Below are 20,521 nucleotides of genomic sequence, written 5' to 3' on the forward strand. Positions count from 1 at the left end.
CGGCGTCGACCCCGCCGGCGTCCACGTGCTGGGCACGATGCCCGAGCTCTACCTGAGCTTCAGCGACAACCGGGTCACGCCCGTGATCGCCTGGTGGCGCGAGCCGTCCGCGGTGCACGCCGCCTCACCCGACGAGGTCGACTCCGTCGAGCGGGTGCCCATCGCCGAGCTGGTCGATCCCGTCAACCGCATCTCCCTGCGGCACCCCCAGGGCATGCTCGGGCCGGCGTTCCGGGTGCGCGGGATGCTGGTGTGGGGGTTCACCGCGATGGTGCTCGACTCCGTGCTGCGCGAGGCGGGGCTCGACCGGCCGTGGGACCCTGCCCAGGTGGAGGACCTGCCGCCGCTGGCGGCCCGCGACTAGCCGCTCCTCAGGGAGCCGTGCGCAGGGCCACGCCGAGCGAGGCCCAGCCGGCCACGTCGGCGTCGCTGTCGGCGGCCAGCGCGCGCAGCGTCTCCAGCCCCGCGCGGTCGGGCGGTTCGCCGAGCACGTGCTGCAGCGCGTACGCGGCCCCGTACCTCACTCTGGCGTCGCCGTGGCCGGCCAGGTCGATCACGGACGGCAGCGAGCGCGGGTCGGCCAGGTGGCCGAACGCGATCAGCACCGAATAGAGCACCATGGCGTCGTCCTCGCTGGCGGCCAGGTAGCGCAGCACCGGCAGCGTCCGGTCCACGAACGGCTGCAACATGCCCATGATGTCCACGCCCAGCAGCCGCTCGGCGACCGTGTCTCCGGCGCACAACCGGCGTGCCTCGACGAACGACTCGAGATCGCTCCGCTGGCGCAGGATGGAGATAACATGCCAGCGCAGCGGGCCGTCCGGATCGGTGTCGTGCAGAGCTGCCTCGATGAGATCGCGCACTGTTACCTCGGCCGGCGGCATAGCGCCCAAGATAGTCAGCAGGGTGACACCGTCCTGGCGGAACACGTTCACACTTGACCGTCTCGCTGGCTACCTTTGAAGCGTGCGCGGTGATCTGCTTGACCTCATACTGATCGGCCTCGTGATCGCCTTCGGCATCTCGGGATACCGGCAGGGGTTCATCATCGGAGCGATGAGCTTCGTGGGGTTCGTGGGCGGGGCCGTGCTGGGCGTCTTCATCGCGCCTCCCGTCTCCAAGGCCGTCGTCGACGGTGACACGCCGCAGGCGCTGCTCGCCATCGTGATCGTCTTCCTGGCCGCCACCGTCGGCCAGTTCGCCTCCTCGACGCTCGGCGCCGTCGTGCGCAGCCACGTCACGTGGGAGCCCGCCAGGGTGGCCGACGCCGTCGGGGGCACGTTCGCCAGCGCCCTGTCCGTGCTGGTCATCGCCTGGCTGATCGGGTCGCTGATCGTCTCCACGGCGTTCACCCCGCTGGTCGACCAGGTGAAGAACTCCGCGCTGCTGACCACCGTCGACGACGCGATCCCGCAGGCCGCGCGTAACTGGCAGGCGCCGTTCAAGAAGTTCATCGACCGCTCGGAGTTCCCGCCCGTCTTCGACGCCATCGGCGCCGGCACGATCATCGACGTGCCGCCGCCCGACCAGAGCGTGCTGAAGGGCGGCAAAGGCCTCGAAAGGGCACGCAGGTCGATCGTCAAGGTGCAGGGCAACGCGCAGAGCTGCAACAAGCACATCGAGGGCACCGGCTTCGTCTACGCGCCCGGCCGGATCATGACCAACGCCCACGTGGTCGCCGGCGTGACCCGCGACCTGCAGATCGTCGACTCGACCAACACGCGCCACAAGGCCACGGTGGTGCGCTACAACCCGCGGCGCGACATCGCCATCCTCTACGTCCCCGGGCTCAACCTGCCGCAGCTCGCCTTCGACGGCGACGGCGGGCGCGGCGACGACGCGATCGTGGCCGGCTTCCCCAAGGGCCAGGGCTTCACCGCCGTGTCGGCCAGGATCGGCGGCCAGCTCGACGCCGAGGGCCCCGACATCTACCGCGAGGACACGGTCACGCGCAAGGTCTACGCGATCCGCGGCCAGGTGCTGCCGGGCAACTCCGGCGGGCCGCTGCTCACGCCCGAGGGCCGCGTCTACGGCGTGATCTTCGCCGCCGCGATCAACGAAGAGGAGACGGGCTACGTCCTGACGGCCGAAGAGGTCGCCCCCGACGCCGCCAGAGGCCGCAACGACACCACTCCGGACAGCACACAGGAGTGCGACTGACCCTCAGCCCGGCAGCTTGGCCAGGATCAGGGCGATGGCCTCGCCGGGGTCGCTGTCCTGGCTCAGGCCGGAGGCGGCCTTGCCGACCGCGTCGTACGCGCCGCCGTACGACTGCGCCTTGGCGGCGCCGCGGCTGAGCAGGGTCAGCGCGCCGCGCCCGTTGCCGCGCTGCAGATGCGTGAGCCCGACGCAGATCTGCGCGAGCCCCTGCCACAGCTCGCGCTCGTCCTCCGGCGCGCACTTCCAGCGGCCCTCGAACACCTCGTGGGCGTTGAACGGCAGGCCGTCGCGCAGGAAACGGCGGCCGTCCGCCAGCGCCTGCTCGGTGGTGGGCGCGTAGTCGTCGGGCACCCTGGGCATGCCGGGCGAGCCATGGGGAAGCGGCCTGCCGTACGCGTCGCGCGGCCTGGCGCTGCGCGGCCGGCCCTCGGGGTCACGGTCTCTCATCGGTCGGGCTCCGGGTCGGCCAGCCAGCCGAGCAGCTCCTGGTTGAACACGTCGGGAATCTCCTCGTGGGGGAAGTGCCCCGCACCTTCGAGCAGCCGCCACCGGTAGGGGGCCGCCACGTGACGGCTCGAACCCTGCGCCGTACGCGGGAGCACCCGCGGGTCGAGCGCCCCGTGCACCTGCAGCGTGGGCGCCTGGATCTCGGTGCGCATGACCCTGGCGTAGCGCCGGCCGTCGGGGCGGAGCTGGGAGCGGCCGAACCAGCGGTGGTATTCCAGCGCGCAGTGCGACACGGTGGGGATGCGGAACGCCTCCCGGTAGGTGCGCGCTGCCTCGGGCTCCGGCCAGCCGGGGCGCGACCACTCGTCGAGGTAGCGGCCGACCCGCCTCCCGTCGCGGCGGGTGAGCAGGTGCTCCGGCAGCAGCGGCAGCTGGAAGCCGAGGGCCTGGATGCTCGCCTTGAGCTGACCGAACGGGTCGGTCGCCAGTGCGCCGCGCAGCCGCAGCGGATGCGGGGCCGACACGGTGACGAGCCGGCGTACGCACTTCGGCTCCAGCACGGCCATCGTCCAGGCCAGCAACCCGCCCCAGTCGTGCCCCACCACGATCGCCCCGGACTCGCCGAGCGCCCGGATCAGCCCCGTCGCGTCGGCCGCCAGCGTCGGCAGGTCGTAGCCGCGCGGCGGTTTGTCGCTGCCGCCGTAGCCGCGTAGGTCGACCGCGACCGCCCGATAGCCGGCGGCGGGCAGCGCTTCGAGCTGGTGGCGCCACGTCCACCAGAACTGCGGGAACCCGTGCAGCAGCATCACCAGAGGCCCGTGCCCCGCCTCCACGACGTGGAACCGGGTGCCGCCCGCGTGCACCGAGCGGTGCGTCCATGGCCCCTCGATCTGGACGACCGACTCGTCAGGCGCCATCACGCGCCACCGGCTCGCGATCAGGCCTGAGCTCGGGCAGCGCCTGGTCCTCCGGGGTGGCGATCTCCCGCAGGCCCTTGATCGACCTGGTGGTGCGCTTCATCCCGGCCAGGCCCTTGAGCCGGCGGATCCCGATGAACACCAGCAGACCCGCGACCAGCAGGTAGAACACGGTCACGATGAGGAAGGCCGCCCACTGAGGCATCCACTGCGCCAGCACGTAGGCGATCGTGAACGAGGCGAGGATCAGGCACAGGTGAGCCATGAAGGCGGCGGCGGCGAACATGCCACCCGCCATGCCGACCCGCTTGGCGTCGAACCTGAACTCGGCCTTGGCCAGCTTGATCTCTGAACGGACGAGTTCGGAGATGTGATCGCTCGCCCGGGCGATCAGCGAGCCCAGGGATTCTTCCTCGGGAGTCTGCGGCATGAACGTCTCCTATCGAGGCCTGGTGGCCGTGTCAAACATCATCCAGCGACGCGCTGGGGGCGAGCCTCGCCATCACTCCCAGAACTACCCGATCAGCCAAGATAACGCTTGTGCCGCTTGGGCGTACGCAGAGGGCGCATGCTTCCGTCACGGAAACATGCGCCCCTGCTTCTACCTCAGTCCTCGGACTTCGCGGACGGGAGCTTCTCCGAGATCAGGTCCATCACCGTGCTGTCGGCCAGCGTGGTGACGTCGCCGATGCTGCGGTTCTCGGCGACGTCGCGCAGGAGGCGGCGCATGATCTTGCCGGACCGCGTCTTGGGCAGCTCGGGGACGACCAGGATCTGGCGCGGCTTGGCGATCGGGCCGAGCGTCTTGGCCACGTGGTTGCGCAGCTCGGCGGCGATGTCGTCGTTCTCCTCCGCGGCGCCGCGCAGGATCACGAACGACACGATGGCCTGGCCGGTCACCGGGTCGGTCGCGCCGACCACGGCCGCCTCGGCCACCTTCGGGTGGCTGACCAGGGCGCTCTCCACCTCGGTGGTGGAGATGTTGTGGCCGGAGACCAGCATGACGTCGTCCACGCGGCCGAGCAGCCACAGGTCGCCGTCCGCGTCCTTCTTGGCGCCGTCGCCGGGGAAGTACATTCCCTCGAACCGGCTCCAGTAGGTGTCGATGTAGCGCTGGTCGTCGCCCCAGATGGTCCGCAGCATCGCCGGCCACGGCTCGCGCACCACCAGGAAGCCGCCGCCCCCGTTGGGGACGCTGGTGCCCTGGTCGTCGACCACGTCGGCGACCACGCCCGGCAGCGGGCGCATCGCGGCGCCCGGCTTGGCCGAGGTCACGCCCGGCAGCGGGCTGATCATGATGGCGCCGGTCTCCGTCTGCCACCAGGTGTCCACGACGGGGCAGCGGTCGCGGCCGATGTTCTCGCGGTACCAGACGTACGCCTCGGGGTTGATCGGCTCGCCGACGGAGCCCAGGACGCGCAGGCTGGACATGTCGTACTTGGCGGGGATGTCGTCGCCCCACTTCATGAACGTCCGGATCGCCGTGGGCGCCGTGTAGAGGATCGTGATCTTGTACTTCTGCACGATCTCCCAGAACCGGCCGCGGTGCGGGGTGTCGGGGGTGCCCTCGTAGATGACGCTGGTCGCGCCGTTGGCGAGGGGGCCGTACACGATGTAGGAGTGGCCGGTCACCCAGCCGATGTCGGCCGTGCACCAGTAGATGTCGGTCTCGGGCTTGAGGTCGAAGACCGCGTGGTGCGTCCAGGCGGTCTGCGCGAGATAGCCGCCCGAGGTGTGCAGGATGCCCTTGGGCCTGCCCGTGGTGCCGCTGGTGTAGAGGATGTACAGCGGGTCCTCGGCGCCGTGGGGCTCGGCGGTGTGCTGGTCGCTCTGGCGGTCGACCACGTCGTGCCACCACAGGTCCTTGTCGGATACGGCGACGTCCTGGCCCGTGCGGCGTACGACGAGGACGTTCTCGACCTGCGGGCACTCGGCGACGGCCTCGTCCACGATCGGCTTGAGCGCGCTCGGCTTGCCGCGGCGGTAGCCGCCGTCGGCGGTGATCACGAGCTTGGCGTCCGCGTCGTCGATGCGGCTCTTGAGCGCGCTGGCCGAGAATCCGCCGAACACGACCGAGTGCACGGCCCCGATGCGGGCGCAGGCCAGCATCGCGATCGGCAGCTCGGGGATCATCGGCATGTAGATGGCCACCCGGTCGCCCCTGCTCACTCCGAGCTCGCGGAGGGCGTTGGCGGCCTTGCTGACCTCGGCCTTCAGATCGTTGTAGGTGAGTGTGCGGGTGTCGCCCTCGGGCTCACCCTCCCAGTGGTAGGCGACCCTGTCGCCGCGCCCCTCTTCGACGTGCCGGTCGACGCAGTTGTAGGCCACATTGAGCTCGCCGCCGACGAACCACTTGGCGAACGGCGCGTTCCACTCGAGTGTCTTGTCCCACCTCTTGGCCCAGGTCAGCCGCTCGGCTGTGCCCTCCCAGAAGGCGAGGCGGTCGGCGGCGGCCTCGTCATATGCGGCGGCGGTCACGTTCGCGGCCGCCGCCAGGTCGGCCGGAGGTGCGAACCGGCGGTTCTCCTGCAGCAGGTTGGACAGCGCCTGGGTTTCGTTACCAGGGGTCTCCGGGGCCACCTCGTGCTCCTTCTATGGCCAGATTGGATAGGTCGTGTCCCACTTCACCAGCTCACGACCTCCGTACACAAGAGGTCTAGACAGGTCTGTACCGTCCGGTTCCATGGGCGTTCGCACTTACCCACTTGCATGACAAACGCAATTGAAACGTTGTCATCCTGAAATCCGAAGAATACGCTCCGGAGCGATTGCTCAGGTGCGGTGGGGGGTGGTTCGGGGGTTTATGGGTCCCCTGGAGTCGTGCTGCTGCCGGGGCTTTCTCTCCTTGCGGTCGTCGTGCCGTCCGGTCGCGAGCACGCTCGGTCACCGTGCCGCGGTGGCGGGGCGCGCATTACCCGCAGGTAGGGTCGGGTTCCGTGAGTGACCCCCTGACCGTCATCGCGCGGTTCCCCGGCGTTTCCGAGGCGGTCGACGAGGCCCGCAAGGCCGTCGACCGGCTCTATCGTCACCGCGTACTGCGCCGGGCGAGCCCCGCCGTGTCCGCGGAGTCGTCGCTGCGCGGGGCGCGCGCGTCGGCCGCGCTCGAAGGCGTGGACGTGTCCCTCGACGCCCTGCGCCGTGACGAGGTGCGCGACCCGCTCGTCCAGGGGGCGCTGCGCGCGTCCGCGGAGCTGGGCCGTATGGGCCCGACCTGGCGGAAGGCGCCCCGGCAGGTGCTGGCACGGCTGCACACCGTGGCGGCCGCCGGCCTCGCGCCGGAGGCCGCTCTCGGCCGGCCGCGCACCTTCGACACGGTCCCCGACCCCCTGGGTCTGGGCGCGGCGCCGGACGCCGGCGAGACGGCGACCCGCATGGAGGCCCTGCTCGGCCTGCTCGAACGGCCCACGAGCGCGCCCGCGATCGTGCTGGCCGCCGTGATCCACGCGGAGCTCGCCGTGCTGCGGCCCTTCGGCACGGCCGACGGGGTGGTGGCACGTGCGGCCGAACGGCTGACGCTGGTCGAATTCGGGCTCGACCCCAAGTCTTTGGTGGCCGTCGAGGTGGGGCGGCTGGAGCTGCCGTACGCGGAAGGGCTGCGGGCGTACCTGAGCGGCACGCCGGAGGGTGTGAGCCGGTGGGTACAACAATGTGCCGCCGCGGTAACCCTCGGAGCGCGCGAGACCACGGCCATCTGCGAGGCCATGCAGAGAGGCTGACGGGTTCGCGCGGAGACGCTGGGGAGAAGCTTTGGGGCGAATCCGACATAGCTGACGGCGTCTCGGTCAAGAGACGCCGCCGCCGGTGCATCACACCGGGTTACCAAGCGTGCACCTGTATCCGTCGGAGCGGGTCAAGCCCGTCACGACGCGCCTCCCGCGGCTGGTCGCGCGTGGGTACCCGGCTGATGCACCCGGACAAGTGGTCCGTAACCCCTTTCTACGACGGATGTGTCCTGATGGGAACCCCTCGGACCAAGACCTTTACGCGGCGATGGGCGCGTCGCGGGAGTCCTGCGCCGATCCGGTTACCGAGTCGTGATGATCACGGAGCGTGATTGTCTTTATGTGATCGTTATGTCGCAGCGAAAAAACTTGGCGAAAATGCAGGATTGCTCCTCGACGAAACTCGAGTCGATCGGGCAGCATACGGTGGTATCACCAGAAACTGGGGAGACGGTGCGTGCCATGCGTTTGCGAGTGCCTTGCCAGGTGCTGGTGAAGTGATGAAAGCTTTCTTCTGAAACGGGACCGGCTCTACCCCCCCGGAGCCGGACCGATCAGGCGACCCCCGCTCTCCCCCCCGGCGGGGGTCGCCCTTTTTCCCACCTCCGTCCACAGGCTCAGGGGCCTGTGACGCCTCTATCCACAGAATCGCGTTCGCCCGGCCGGCGCCCGCGCCGCCTCCAGCAAGGTGAGCCTCCCACCCACGCAGGAGGCCCCCGATGCACCGTCCCCTGGTCATCACCGAAGACCACGCCCTGCTCGACGACCTGGTCCGCATCGCGGCCGCGGCCGGCGCCCAGCTCGACGTGGCCCACGTCCCCGCCCACGCCCGCCCCTACTGGAACCTCGCGCCGCTGATCGCGGTGGGCGCCGACCAGGCCGACGCGGCGGCCGCGGCCTCACTGCCGGCCCGAGACCAGATCCTGCTCGTGACGCGAGACCCGGACGACTCCGACACCTGGCGAAAATGCGTCGCCGTGGGCGCCCAGTCCGTCGTGGCCCTCCCGAACGACGAGCGCCATCTGGTGGAGCGGCTGGCCGACGCCATGGAGCCCGACCCCCGTTCCGGGGCGTTGATCTGCGTGATCGGCGGGCGCGGCGGAGCGGGCGCGAGCGTGCTTTCTGCCTGCCTGGCCCTGCGCGCCTCAGGCGACCACCTCCGCACGCTGCTGGTCGACGCCGATCCGCTCGGCGGCGGCATCGACGCGCTGCTCGGCCACGAGGAGGCGCCGGGCGCACGCTGGGGAGACCTCGTGGCCAGGGAAGGCCGCATCAGCTCCAGCGCACTGCAGGCCGCGCTGCCGTCGTTCGGCGACCTGGCGGTCCTCTCCTTTCACAGAGGCGAGGTGGCGGCGATCCCGGCCCAGGCCATGCGCTCGGTCCTGGAGGCGGGCAGGCGCGGCTTCGACCTGATCGTCGCCGACCTTCCCCGCCACCTCGACCCTGCCGCGATCGAGGCCCTCACCAGGGCGAAGACCACACTGCTCGTGGCCACGGCCGACGTGCGCGGCGTCCTCTCCGCGGCCCAGGTGCTGGGCGAGGCCCGCAAGCACACCTCGGATCTGCGAGCCGTCCTGCGCCCGGGAGTTCTGGACGACGACATGGCCACCGGATCCCTCGGCATCCCCGCCGCCGGCAGCCTGCCTGACCAGCCGCGCCTCACCGCCACACTCAACCGGGGCGAGCTGCCCGGACTGGGGCCCCGCACCGTGCTCGGCGCCCTGTGCTCCTCGCTGCTGCGCGACCTCCTCCCGGCATGACGCCCCTGGTCTCGCCCGAGCTGGTGGAGGCGGTTCGCGTACGCCTGGCCCGCACGGGGGCCGAGCCCAGTGCCGCCCAGGTGGCGGTTGCGCTCAGAGCGGAGAAGGCCGTCTACGGCGACGCTGAGATCCTCGCCGTGGCCAGAGCCCTCTGCGCCGACCTGATGGGCGCGGGCCCGCTGGAGCCGCTCCTGGCCCGATCCGAGGTGACCGACGTCCTGGTCAACGGCCCGCGTGAGGTGTGGATCGACGAGGGCGGCGGCCTGCGACGCACGTCGGTCTCCTTCTCCGACGACGGCGCCGTACGCAGGCTGGCCCAGCGCCTGGCGGCCGCCGCCGGGAGACGCCTCGACGACGCCTGCCCCCACGTCGACGCCCGGCTCGCGGGCGGCGTGCGCCTCCACGCGGTGCTCCCGCCCGTGGCGTCCGGCGGCACCTGCATCTCGCTACGCCTGCCACCCCGGCGTACGTTCACCCTGTCCGACCTCGTCGCAGCCGGCACCATCACCCCACCCGCGATCCCCGTGCTGTCCGCCATGGTGACCGCCAGGCTCGCCTTCCTCGTGACCGGCGGCACGGGCACCGGCAAGACCACGCTCCTGTCGGCCCTGCTCTCCCTGGCCGACCCCGGCGAGCGCCTCCTGCTGGTGGAGGACTCCGCCGAGCTGCGCCCGGTCCACCCGCACGTGGTTCGCCTGGAGACCCGCCCGGCCAACCTGGAGGGCGCGGGCGGTGTGGGCCTGCGCGATCTCGTACGCCAGGCGCTGCGGATGCGTCCTGACCGTCTGGTCGTCGGTGAAGTGCGCGGATCGGAGGTGGTGGATCTGCTGGCGGCGTTGAACACCGGGCACGAGGGCGGCTGCGGCACGCTGCACGCCAACACCGCGGCCGACGTACCTCCGCGGCTTGAGGCGCTGGGCTGTGCGGCGGGCCTGAGCAGGGACGCCGTGCACAGCCAGCTGGCGGCCGCGCTCGACGCGGTCGTCCACCTGACCCGCGACCGCCCCGACGGACGCCGGCGCATCGCCGAGATCTGCCTGCTCACCAGGACCCCGACCGGCCTCGTCGAGTCGATCCCCGCCCTGACCTTCGACGCCGAAGGCCACACCGACGTCGGCCCCGGCCACGACGCCCTGGCCCGGAGGGTTCTGACATGAGCAGCGCGCTGATCGTCGCCGCCGTGTGCACGGCGTGCGCCGTGTGGATGTGGACCGGCCCGGACCTCGCCACGACCCGACTGAGCAGGCTGACCGGAGGCCCGGCCGGGCCTCGGTGGCGCTCGCTCGGCCGGCTGCTGACCCGCACTCACCCGGCCCGGCGCGCCGACGCCTGGCGCAGCGCGTCCATCGAGCTGTGCCAGGCGCTGTCGGCAGAGCTGTCCGCAGGCCGCACCCCCGGAGAGGCCCTGACCAGGGCCCTGGCATCGGTCGACTTCCCCGACCCGGAGACCCTGCGCCCGGTCGCGGCCGCGGCGCGAGACGGTGGCGACGTCCCCGCGGCACTGATCGCCGCGGCCCCGCCGCAAGGAGGCGAGGGCCTGCGCCGGCTTGCCGCCTGCTGGGAGGTCGGCGTCACGGTGGGCGCCGGCCTGTCCGCCCTGGTCGACCGGGTGGCGAGCACGTTACGCGCGGCGCGGGCCCATCGCCAGGACGTCGCCGCGCAACTGGCCGGGCCTCGCACGACGGCGAAGATGCTGGCCGCGCTCCCGGCCCTGGGTCTCCTCATGGCGGCGGCCCTCGGCATGGGCCCTCTCACCTTCCTGCTCGGCAGCCTGCCGGGCCTGATGTGCCTGGTGGCGGGGGTAGCACTCGACGCCTGCGGCCTGTGGTGGACCAACCGCATGGCCGCCCGAGCGCAGAGCTGAGCCCGGTGTCCTCACGAGCATCCCCGGGCTGGGCCCCGCTGTGCTCTCGGGTCGCCCGTGCTGGGTCCGGGTGTGCTCGTGGGCAGACCTCGGGCTGAGTCCTGACGTCATCCTCGCCCGTACACGACCGAACGGATCTCACCGATGTTTCCGCTGCTGTCCGCCCTGTCCGCCGGCCTGGCCGCGTGGTTGTGGCTCTCCCCGATGACCCCGGCCGGGCGCCTGGCCCGGCTACGCCCTCCCGGTGAACTTCCCGGCAGCCAGGCCGAAGACGCGCCGGCCTGGCTCGACCCCTCCCACGATCCCCCGAAACGGATGACCCGCAAGACCGCCGTCACCGCCACCTGCGCGGGGCTGATGGCCACCCTCCTGCTCGGACTCGGAGCGACCGGAATCATCGCCGGCCTGCTGACCAGCGCCGCGGTCGCGGTGTTCCTGCACAGGCAGGAGCCGCAGCAGGCGCGGCAGGACCGCGAGCGAATGGCCGCCGACCTGCCTTTCGCCGCCGACCTGATGACCGCGTGCCTGCTCGCCGGCCGCCCGGTGAGCGCGGCCACCGAGATCGCAGGCCGTACGATCGGCGGCCCTCTCGGCCGGCGGCTGGGCTGGGTGAGCAGCCGGCTGCGCCTGGGCGCCGACCCGGAAAGCACGTGGGGTGCCCTCGCCGGGGATCCCGCGATGGGCGGGCTCTGCCGGGCGATGGGCCGGGCGGCTCAAAGCGGTGCGCCGGTGGCCGATGTCCTGACCCGCCTGGCCGACGACGCCCGAGAGGCCGCCAGAGCCGGATCCGTCGCCTCGGCCAGGCAGGTCGGCGTCAAGGCCGTGGCGCCGCTGGGTCTCTGCTTCCTGCCGGCGTTCGTCCTGCTCGGGATCGTCCCGGTGATAGCCGGGCTCGCTTCGACGATCATCCTTCCTTGACGTAACTCTCCCGGCATATGCGAGCCCCCGCCACGTTCGCCATGCCCGCGCGAGCCTGCCGTTCACCTCGGATGGCTGGTGAGACAGACTCACCAGGTCCACGCGATGACACCCGCCCGTCTTCATGAACCCACCAGGAGCTCGTGGTGTGACTGGCGGTGTGACTCGCCCAGCGAGCGCGTGCCGTGTCACACCGCCCCGTACGGGCTCCGACGTTCATGTGTGGGTTGTCCGGGTTCCCAACCAGAGGCGGTTGCTGTTCACGCTGGCTGGACGAGCCGATAGCGCAGTGCGGTGACTTCCGTCGTCGCCGAGGCCGGCCGCCCGAAGGCGAGCCTCGACGTCGACGCCTTCCAGCGCGCTGATCATGGCGTCTCGGGCGGTGGTGCGCTTCCTGACCATGATGTTCCGTTCTCCTCCGTCTGGTCGTCCATCCCCAAGGCGGCGAACAACGAGGGCAACCGGGCCGTGCTGAGCTCTCGGGGTTGTCCGAACGAACGATCGCGCCTGGCCTGATCACGCCGCCAAGGGCCACCGGGATGCCGCCAAGATCGCGGACGTTGGAGCATCCTTCCCAGTCAAGGTGCCGCTGGGTGGTCCTCCGTTCGGCGCCGGAAACTGTCACGTGTCGAGCTGTGTGCCTGGAATCGCTCATCGGATACATCCGAGGAAACCCCCGCCTTCAGTTCAGGCGGGGGAGGAATCGGACCCTGCGGAGCAGGACAGGGGCACGGGCGTCGTTCTTCAACGCGGTCGGGCACCTCCCACCTACGGGACCCTCGTCAGGACCGGTTATCCACAGGTCCACCTCTATGAAGTGGCCCTTGTCCACAGAACCCCGCTCGGTCCACTGGCCGCAGAGCCCTTCGGCGACTCTTGGACTCCCGCCGGACAAGACCCCGGCTCTGACCCACCTGGAGGCCCGATGCATGGTTCCACCCTCACGCCGGCAGCGACCGCACCACGCCCCCACACCCCGCCGGGAGCCCACTCGGCCCGCAGCACCCCCGCCACCGGCCACACCCCTTCTACCGGCCGCACAGCCGGCACCGCGACGACCGCCCCGCCAATGTCGACCTCCTTCCCACCCGCCAACCCGTCGAGCTCTGCCTCTGCCGTGTCGGGCCGCTCCCACGCCACCCTCGGCGACTCGTCGCCCTCTGCCCGTGCGCTGCCGGGGGACCTGCCAGTGTCCGCGTTCTCGGGCACTGCGCGCGGCGACGCACCGGCGCCCGTCAGTCCTGACCCGAGCACCTCGCCGACGCTCGTCCGTGCCCCCTCGGCCCTCCAGCCGAGGCCCGCCGACACCGCACCAGGCAACTCGCCGGCTCCCTCCGTCAGGGAAGCCGCCGGAGCGCGCCCGCGGTGGCGATCCAACAGATGGCTTCACCACGCGCTGGCCAACCGCGAACGAGGAATGTCCACGGCCGAATACGCGGTGGGCACCATCGCGGCCTGCGCCTTCGCCGCGCTCCTGTTCAAGGTCGTGAGCAGTTCGGAAGTGCAGGAGATGCTGACCTCCCTCATCGACCGGGCACTCAAGACGACCGGCAAATGATCCGCCGCTCCGGGCGGAGCTCCGTGGGCGGGAGACGGTCGGCATCGCGGGGCTCGGTCACGGCCGAGACCGCCGCGATGCTGCCCGCGCTCATGGTCGTCCTGGCCGCCGCGCTGTGGGCCATCCAAGCCGTCGGCGCCCAGCTCGAATGTGTGGACGCTGCCCGCGCGGCCGCCCGGGCCGCCGCCAGAGGCGAACCAATGAGCCAGGTCCGCGATCGTGCCCGGTCGGCCACCCGTGCCGACGCGCGGATAGCCGTGTCCCGTGACATCGATCTGACCAAGGTGCAGATCACCGTCGAGGTGCGCCCGGCATGGGGCGGGTCGCTGCCCGCCGTCCAGGTGTCCGCCACGGCCACGGCCGACACCGAACCACACCTGTCAGTCCCCTGAGCATGCAGGCGTGAGACCGGCGATCGCCCGAGGAGGAAAGATCAAGCGCGACAAGGAACGCGGCTCCGCCACGCTGTGGGGTGTCGCCCTCATGGGTCTCCTGATGGCCGTCGCCACGGCGTTCGCCACGGTGGGCTCCGTACGCGTGGCCGGCCACCGCGTCAGCAGTGCCGCCGATCTCAGCGCGCTGGCGGCGGCTGAAATGGCGTTGGCCGACCCGGAGGGTGCCTGCCTGCGGGCCGCGACCCTCGCTGCCCGGAACGGCGTCAAACTCGCCCGCTGCGAGATCCGTGACGAGATCGCCGACGTCTGGACCTCGTTGTCGATCTCCCTGCCGGTCGCCGGCACCCGCACCGTGACCGGCAGATCCCGTGCGGGCCCGGCGACGGTGACCACGGCCGACGGTCATTAGACCGCCGGCGTCGCTGCCAGCCCATCGCACGCCTGTGACCCTCTGATGGATTGCTGCGACCGAGGTGTTCTGACTCGGTGATGCGTCGTGGTTTTTGTTATTTGACACAAGAATGTGTGGACGGCAAATGGTTGGCGCCCCCAATGTGATGGATGGGGCTTGCGGGGCTATGTCGCAATCCAGTTACGACTCCTTAGACGCGGTGTCCAAGAGCTGGGTATTTACCGTAAGGTCCCGCTTACCCTCGGTTCATGCCATATGCGACAGAGAGCCTGTGACCGCTCTGACGAAGTCGCTAGGGTGCGGTCCGGGGGCGGTCGGTGACCGTATCGGCCGGGCGGACTGCACTTCCGGTCGTCGCGCGAACGCTCCGTGGGCGGTCGAGCGACGCGAGGCTCTCGATGGAGGGAAGCGTCGTGACGGTAGTCGGCAAAGTGGTGGCCGCAGGAGCGATCGTGGTGCTGTCAGTCGCGCTGGGCGGGTCCGCGCGGGCCGCCTCCGTGACCGGACGGGCCGACACGTCGAAGCAGGCCGACACGTCCGGGCAGATCACCTCGCCCGCCGACGGTCAGGTGGTCTCGGGCTCGTCCGTCACCGTTTCCGCCCGCACGGGAATGATCCAGCTCAACATGGGCCTGTACGTCGAAGGTCCGGCCACCCCCCGTCAGAAGGTCGCCGGAGGCGGCGCCAACCAGACGCTCTCCGGGACGTTCGACGCCGGGGACGCTCCCAACGGTCCCTTCACCGTGACTCTCAAGGGAGAGCTCACCGGAAGGGAGTACGCCATCAGCACGTTCAAGCTGCGACGGCCGGCCGAGACTCCGGGCAACGTGAACGTGGCGAGGCAGGGCGCCGACAAGGTTCTCGTCACCTGGACCAGGGGCTCCGAGCCTGATCTGCAGTCCTACGAGGTCTTCAACACGCTGACGGGCATCGTCGGGAGGCTGCCCGCCGATGGTGCGTGCGCGGGCACCTCGTGCAGAGCGGCGCTCGCGGTGCCCGCCAAGGCGGAAGGACAGCGGGTGGGGTTCACCGTCAAGGCCTTCAGGGGCGACGGCGAAGGAGGCTCGATCGGGTCGGACCCGTCGGCCTCCGCTTACCTCGCTTTCTCCGCCAAACCCACAGCTAAGCCGAAAAAGACCCCCAAAAGGACGCCGAAGAGCCGAGACGGCAAGAGCGTCGACGCGCTGCCGACCCTGCCCGCCAAGAGGCAGCCACTGCCGGCGGACGAGCCGACGACCCGTAACCCGACGACCTCCAAGCTGCCCGACATTCCCGACACCGACGCTGACGGCAACCTGCCCATCCCGACGGCCGACGACGAGTCGGGCGGGCTTGTCCCGTCCGGCGCCAGGGACGGCACGGACACCGCACCCGTGACGACCGGCGGCGTGAGGGCGCAGTCGAGCGAGTCCCCGCTGGGGGACATCGGACAGTACGGCTTCTACGTGGCGGCCGGCCTCCTGTTGTTGCTGCTCGGCGCGCACGCGGGCGCGTGGGCGCGGCGGCGGGCGCTCGCCGGTGATGGGGCCGGAGCCACGCCCGCGCAGGTGACTGCGGCCACGCGGGCCGGCCCCGCTTTCGCCGGAGGCGGTACGCAGGCCGCGGAGAGCGATGACGGCATCCAGCCTGCCGCGACGCCGCTCCGGCGGCGGCCCACGGTGATCCTGGCCGTGGCGAAGACGCGCATACCCGATCATTCCCGGACCGAGCAGCCCGCAGAGCACCAGCAGTCGGCAAAGTCGGAACGACCTCGGGACACGTCCGGAGAGCGGGCCGCCGCGTTCCCCCGATCCGATCCGGCGCGTAAGGAGATATCCGTCCAGATCGAGGTGGACGACGTTCGGGGAGTTCGCGACGCGGAAGGCAGCCGTCAAGCTCCCATGCGGATCGCCCTGCCCAGTTCGGCCGTGACGGACGTGCCCGAGGGCTCGGCCTCCATCACCCCGCCCGCCGTCCGTATCGAAGAACGCTGGGACGACTACCTTCCGCCGTCGCCCAAGGCCATGGAGGACAGCGGGTTCTGGGAACGCCCGCAGCCGGGATCTGCCGATTTCTGGGCGGCCGACGAAGGCGACGACGAGGACGAGCGCGCTTTCGCTGGTCGCAGGCACAGGGGCGGCGACAGTTGAGGCCGCCCGAGCAAGAGCATCGCCGGCTCACGGGTCGGTGTCGCTCTCTTGCTGGGCCAGCAGGATGTCGAGGAGGCGGATCGCGCCTCGTTTGTCCAAGGGTTCGTTGCCGTTTCCGCACTTCGGGGACTGGATGCAGGAAGGGCAGCCACGGTCGCATTCGCATGAGGTGATGGCCTCGCGCGTCGCCGTCAGCCAGTCCGTCGCGCGGGCGTAGCCGCGTTCGGCGAAGCCCGCTCCGCCCTCGTGGCCGTCGTACACGAAGACCGTGAGCAGGCCCGTGTCGGCGTGAAGCTCGGTGGACACGCCGCCGATGTCCCAGCGGTCGCAGGTGGCGAACAGGGGGAGCAACCCGATCGAGGCGTGCTCGGCGGCGTGGGCGGCTCCGCCGAGGTCGATGCCGGCTTCGGCGAGCGGGGCCACCGCGGACGCGGGCAGCGTCCACCAGACCGCACGGGTGCGAAGGGTGCGAGGGGGCAGGTCCAAGGGCTCGTCGCCGAGCATCTCGCCCGACTGCAGGCGTCTCTTGAGGTAGGAGACGACCTGCCGGGTCACCTCCACCTCGCCGAAGTGCAGGGTGCCCGGACCCAGGGCATGTGAGCGTTGGGTGCCAAGGATGGAAATGTCAGTGATGTCCCGGGCGAACGTGGTGTAGTCAGGGCTTGCGCTGGAGACCAGGGCGACCCCGGCCTCCAGATCGAGCACCTCCACCAGAAAGGTCTCGCCCTGGTGGAGGTAGACCGCGCCGGTGTGCACCGCGGTGTGGGCGGATGGTTCGTCCACGCTGCCCAACAGACGGCCGGTCGACGACTCCACGACCTGGATGGGGGCGCCTCCGCCGCCACGGATGTCGGCGAGGTCGGTGGCGCGCTCGCGCCTGGTCCAGAACCAACCCGCCGGACGCTTCCGCAGCAGCCCCTGGGCGACCAGGTCGTCCAGGACGGCCGGGGTCGTGTCGCCGAAAACGGGCAGGTCGTCCTCGGCCAGCGGGATCTCGGCGGCCGCGGCACAGAGGTGCGGGCCCAGCACGTACGGGTTGTCCGGGTCGAGGACGATCGCTTCCACAGGCCGGCCGAACAGGGCGTCAGGGTGGTGCACCAGGTAGGTGTCGAGGGGATCGTCCCGGGCGATCAGGACGGCGAGTGCGTCCCGGCCGTCCCGGCCCGCCCGGCCCGCCTGCTGCCAGAGCGAGGCCCGGGTGCCCGGCCAGCCGGCGATCAGCACGGCGTCGAGACCGGAGACGTCCACGCCGAGTTCGAGGGCGTTCGTGGTGGCCAGGCCCATGATCGTGCCCGCGCGGAGCGCCTTCTCGAGGAGCCTGCGGTCTTCGGCGAGATAGCCGGCCCGGTAGGCGGCGATCCTGTCGGGGAGGCTGGCCCAGTCGGAGGCGTCCGGGATCGACCATCCGAGCGAACCCCCTTCGGGCAGATCCCCCTCATCCGCCCCGCCCTCGTCCACAGGCTCTCCGGGGGTGGTGAGGCTCGCCGCCCGGCTGGGGGCGTGGTGGTCGGGTGCGCTGGGTGGGCCGGGCGCTGGGCTGCGGTGGTCGGGTGCGCTGGGTGGGCCGGGCACTTGGGAATGGTGGTCGGGTGCGCTGGGTGCGGGCGGTGGGACGTGGTCGGGTTCGCTGGGCGAGCCGGGTGTGGGGCTGTGGTGGTCGGGGTCCTTGGGTTCCCCGGGGGTGGCGTTGTGCTGGTTGGTGGTGGTGGATGAGCCGGTCGCGAGAGGGCGGTGCTCGGTGGGTGCGGTGAGGGAGAAGGCGACGTCGGCGAGCTTGGCCCGGGCGGACAGCGCCACCGTTTCCGCGCCGCGGCGCGAGCGGACGAAGGCGAGCGTGCGGATGTCGGCGAGGACGAGGTCCGCCAGCAGGTCGGCCGCCTCCGCCGTGGCCGTGCGTCGTACGGGTGCCCCTCCCTCGCCCCGCAGATCCGTCAGAGGCGGCTCCCACAACGCGATGGTCGTCGACCCCTTCGGCGAGGCGTCAACGGTCACCTCGTGCATCTCAAGCCCTGTCAGTCTCTTCGCGAACGCCCCCGGTTCGCTGGCCGTCGCCGAGGCGAGCAGGAACGTGGGGTCGGAGCCGTACCGTGCGCACACCCGGCGAAGGCGGCGCAGGATCTGGGCGACGTGGGAGCCGAAGACGCCGCGGTAGCCGTGGCATTCGTCCACGACGATCATGCGCAGCCGGCGGAAGAACGACGACCACTGGGCATGGCGGGGCAGGATGCCACGATGCAGCATGTCGGGGTTTGTCAGTACGTAGTTGGCGTGCTGGCGTACCCACTTGCGCTCCTCGAACGGAGTGTCGCCGTCGAACGTGGCGGCCCGCACCTTGGTGATGCGCAGCTCGCGCAGGGTGCGCAGCTGGTCGGCGGCCAGAGCCTTGGTCGGCGTCAGGTAGAGGATCGTCCCGCCGTCCAGACACGCCGTGATCGCGGGAGTGAGGTACGCCAGCGACTTCCCGGACGCCGTTCCCGTCGAGATGATCACGTTTCGGCCACGGAATGCCAGGTCGGCGGCCTCGTACTGGTGCGGCCAGAGTCCTGTCACCCCGCGGTTCGCCAAGCGCGTAACAAAGACTTCAGACGTCCATTTGGGCCATCGGGCTTGACCCGCCTGACGTGCTGGAACATGCTCCACATGAGTGACACGCTCATGACGTGCGGGAACACCAAGCAGGTGGTGGAGGAGTGGACCTGCCTGTTCTGGGGAGGATGCGGTGGAAGTCACTGTTTCCAGTCTTGCATCGGTGGGCAAAGTCGCCGGGAATCGTGATTTCGTATAGACACAAGCCAGGCACGTGGTTGAATGCCGCGCGTCAGGGTCGGACAGTCTGGGGCCACGCTCCAGATTGCCAGGCCCGCAAGACTACTTTCGCAGGCGAGGCGCTGGAGGATCTGTGGATCTGAAGTTGGATCACCGCACCGAAGACCGACTCACCATCGTGGAGGTCGAGGGTGAGATCGATGTCTACACGGCGCCGAGATTGCGTGAGCTCCTCATCGACCTGGTGAACAAGGGCAACTTCCACCTTCTCGTCAACATGGAGAAGGTCGACTTCCTTGACTCCACAGGGCTGGGCGTCCTGGTCGGTGGGCTCAAGCGGGTTCGCGCGCACGACGGCTCGCTCGAGCTGGTCTGCACGCAGGAGCGTATCCTCAAGATCTTCCGGATCACCGGTCTGACCAAGGTCTTCGGGATTTATGCTTCGGTCGACGAGGCCAAGGAAGCTCACGGCAAAGACAAGTAGCATGGCTACCGTCGAGCTGACGTTCAGCGCTCTCCCCGCGCATGTGCGGACCGCACGGCTGGTGGCCACGGCGATCGCCCGCCGCACCGGCGTGGAGGAGTCCCTGCTGGATGAGGTCAGGCTCGCCGTGGGTGAGGCATGCTCCCGGGCGGTCGAGGTGCATCGCGCCCACTGTCCGGGCGAACCCATCCGCATCGAGCTGCGTGACGACTCCGGGCGCTTCGAGGTCACGGTCAGCGATCACGCCCCCAGCGATGAGATCAAGCCAGAACAACCCCTCGACCTGGGCATGCTTTCTGACTCGTTCATGTCGGGCTTCGGCATAGCGGTCATCGAAGGCCTGGCCGACGATGTCGAGGTCTTCCCCGGTCCGAAGGGCACCAACATCCGGATGAGCTGGCCTGCCGCCAACGGCGCGTGATCGGTTCCCGTGCGGGTGCCTTGCGCAGCCTGGCCGCTGGGCGCCCTTCCGGCGCCCAGCAACAAACCCTCCGTCCTGCATGGAGTCCAGCGACAAGCCCCCCATCCTGTACGGCAGGCCAACGAGACCCACCCGCCGACCATGGCTGAGGGCCTCCAGGGAGACGCTGACTGACCCCGCACGGGGTACGCCGCCGTCACGGCGCACAGTCACCATGGCTTCCGCTCACGCCTGCCCATGTCCACCGGGCCGTGGCGCCATCACCGTCTCCCGCACGCCAGGCCACAGCGCCACCGGCGCCACCCATGGTGACCACTTGAGCGGCGGCGCACCAGCACGCTTCGCGGGCGGAGAGCCGGGGCCGTACACGGACATTTGACTCCGAGGTCGAGCGGCTGCATGACCCTCTTGACACCCTGACCCTGACCCGGCCCCATCCCGCCGACGCCCGACGCCCGACGCCCGACGCCCGACGCCCGACGCCCGACGCCCGACGCCCGACGCCCGACGCCCGACGCCCGACGCCCGACGCCCGACGCCCGACGCCCGACGCCCGACGCCCGACGCC

The 20,521-nt window shown here is 70.7% G+C and carries 19 protein-coding genes and 1 pseudogene; 14 read left to right on the forward strand and 6 right to left on the reverse strand.

Features of this window, described 5'->3' with window-relative positions; translation table 11 throughout:
- Nucleotides 1-364, forward strand: a pseudogene (locus tag ABGB14_RS49620) (coenzyme A pyrophosphatase); the annotation flags it as partial.
- Nucleotides 365-371: 7 nt separating this feature from the next.
- Here ABGB14_RS49620 and ABGB14_RS49625 read toward each other — a convergent pair.
- A complete protein-coding gene (locus tag ABGB14_RS49625; RefSeq protein ID WP_347650894.1) occupies nt 372-884 on the reverse strand; it encodes a HEAT repeat domain-containing protein in 513 nt (170 codons plus the stop codon).
- An 82-nt stretch (nt 885-966) separates the two neighbouring features.
- Here ABGB14_RS49625 and ABGB14_RS49630 point away from each other — a divergent pair, with 82 nt between their 5' ends.
- Entirely contained in the window at nt 967-2,160 is a 1,194-nt protein-coding gene (locus ABGB14_RS49630) for a MarP family serine protease (protein ID WP_347650895.1), read from the forward strand.
- A 3-nt stretch (nt 2,161-2,163) separates the two neighbouring features.
- Here ABGB14_RS49630 and ABGB14_RS49635 read toward each other — a convergent pair whose 3' ends face one another.
- The 4 genes from ABGB14_RS49635 to acs all read right to left on the reverse strand — a co-directional run bounded on the left by ABGB14_RS49635 (nt 2,164) and on the right by acs (nt 6,104).
- Nucleotides 2,164-2,607 (reverse strand): DUF309 domain-containing protein, encoded by a 444-nt coding sequence (locus ABGB14_RS49635; protein ID WP_347650896.1) that lies wholly within the window; start codon nt 2,605-2,607, stop codon nt 2,164-2,166.
- The gene (locus tag ABGB14_RS49640; protein ID WP_347650897.1) at nt 2,604-3,524 is read right to left on the reverse strand and encodes an alpha/beta hydrolase; all 921 of its coding nucleotides are present in this window, start codon (nt 3,522-3,524) and stop codon (nt 2,604-2,606) included. Before ABGB14_RS49640 ends, ABGB14_RS49635 begins: the two co-directional genes overlap by 4 nt.
- Nucleotides 3,514-3,954, reverse strand: a complete 441-nt coding sequence (locus ABGB14_RS49645; protein ID WP_347650898.1) for a phage holin family protein — start codon at nt 3,952-3,954, stop codon at nt 3,514-3,516. The genes ABGB14_RS49640 and ABGB14_RS49645 overlap by 11 nt, the downstream gene beginning before the upstream one ends.
- Before the next feature lie 176 nt (nt 3,955-4,130).
- The gene (acs, locus tag ABGB14_RS49650) at nt 4,131-6,104 is read right to left on the reverse strand and encodes an acetate--CoA ligase (protein WP_347650899.1); all 1,974 of its coding nucleotides are present in this window, start codon (nt 6,102-6,104) and stop codon (nt 4,131-4,133) included.
- A 356-nt stretch (nt 6,105-6,460) separates the two neighbouring features.
- Between acs and ABGB14_RS49655 the strand changes: the two genes are divergently transcribed.
- From ABGB14_RS49655 to ABGB14_RS49700, 10 genes are all read left to right on the forward strand, one after another.
- On the forward strand, nt 6,461-7,240 hold the full coding sequence (locus ABGB14_RS49655) for an oxidoreductase (RefSeq protein WP_347650900.1): 780 nt from the start codon (nt 6,461-6,463) through the stop codon (nt 7,238-7,240).
- Nucleotides 7,241-7,965: 725 nt separating this feature from the next.
- The gene (ssd, locus tag ABGB14_RS49660) at nt 7,966-9,006 is read left to right on the forward strand and encodes a septum site-determining protein Ssd (protein ID WP_347650901.1); all 1,041 of its coding nucleotides are present in this window, start codon (nt 7,966-7,968) and stop codon (nt 9,004-9,006) included.
- Complete coding sequence (locus ABGB14_RS49665) at nt 9,003-10,163, forward strand: TadA family conjugal transfer-associated ATPase (RefSeq protein WP_347650902.1); 1,161 nt, start codon at nt 9,003-9,005, stop codon at nt 10,161-10,163. Before ssd ends, ABGB14_RS49665 begins: the two co-directional genes overlap by 4 nt.
- A complete protein-coding gene (locus tag ABGB14_RS49670) occupies nt 10,160-10,870 on the forward strand; it encodes a type II secretion system F family protein (protein WP_347650903.1) in 711 nt (236 codons plus the stop codon). The genes ABGB14_RS49665 and ABGB14_RS49670 overlap by 4 nt, the downstream gene beginning before the upstream one ends.
- 144 nt (nt 10,871-11,014) lie before the next feature.
- A complete protein-coding gene (locus tag ABGB14_RS49675) occupies nt 11,015-11,788 on the forward strand; it encodes a type II secretion system F family protein (RefSeq protein WP_347650904.1) in 774 nt (257 codons plus the stop codon).
- Between the two features lie 294 nt (nt 11,789-12,082).
- The gene (locus tag ABGB14_RS49680; protein WP_347650905.1) at nt 12,083-12,304 is read left to right on the forward strand and encodes a hypothetical protein; all 222 of its coding nucleotides are present in this window, start codon (nt 12,083-12,085) and stop codon (nt 12,302-12,304) included.
- 553 nt (nt 12,305-12,857) lie between these two features.
- On the forward strand, nt 12,858-13,346 hold the full coding sequence (locus ABGB14_RS49685; RefSeq protein ID WP_347650906.1) for a DUF4244 domain-containing protein: 489 nt from the start codon (nt 12,858-12,860) through the stop codon (nt 13,344-13,346).
- 23 nt (nt 13,347-13,369) lie between these two features.
- Entirely contained in the window at nt 13,370-13,738 is a 369-nt protein-coding gene (locus tag ABGB14_RS49690) for a TadE family type IV pilus minor pilin (RefSeq protein WP_347650907.1), read from the forward strand.
- A gap of 10 nt (nt 13,739-13,748) precedes the next feature.
- Nucleotides 13,749-14,150, forward strand: coding sequence for an Rv3654c family TadE-like protein (locus tag ABGB14_RS49695; RefSeq protein WP_347650908.1), 402 nt, complete (start codon nt 13,749-13,751; stop codon nt 14,148-14,150).
- A 416-nt stretch (nt 14,151-14,566) separates the two neighbouring features.
- Nucleotides 14,567-16,282: a hypothetical protein gene (locus tag ABGB14_RS49700; RefSeq protein WP_347650909.1), complete on the forward strand. Its 1,716-nt coding sequence runs from the start codon at nt 14,567-14,569 to the stop codon at nt 16,280-16,282.
- Nucleotides 16,283-16,309: 27 nt separating this feature from the next.
- Here the strand turns inward: ABGB14_RS49700 and ABGB14_RS49705 are convergent, their stop codons facing one another.
- Entirely contained in the window at nt 16,310-18,832 is a 2,523-nt protein-coding gene (locus tag ABGB14_RS49705) for a DEAD/DEAH box helicase (RefSeq protein WP_347650910.1), read from the reverse strand.
- A gap of 349 nt (nt 18,833-19,181) precedes the next feature.
- Here ABGB14_RS49705 and ABGB14_RS49710 point away from each other — a divergent pair, with 349 nt between their 5' ends.
- Together ABGB14_RS49710 and ABGB14_RS49715 are read left to right on the forward strand one after the other, a co-directional pair.
- The gene (locus ABGB14_RS49710) at nt 19,182-19,532 is read left to right on the forward strand and encodes an STAS domain-containing protein (RefSeq protein ID WP_043629845.1); all 351 of its coding nucleotides are present in this window, start codon (nt 19,182-19,184) and stop codon (nt 19,530-19,532) included.
- Nucleotide 19,533: 1 nt separating this feature from the next.
- A complete protein-coding gene (locus ABGB14_RS49715; protein ID WP_138203197.1) occupies nt 19,534-19,953 on the forward strand; it encodes an ATP-binding protein in 420 nt (139 codons plus the stop codon).
- The last annotated feature ends 568 nt before the right edge of the window (nt 19,954-20,521 follow it).

It is taken from the genome of Nonomuraea sp. B10E15, assembly GCF_039871615.1.
Lineage (GTDB): Bacteria > Actinomycetota > Actinomycetes > Streptosporangiales > Streptosporangiaceae > Nonomuraea.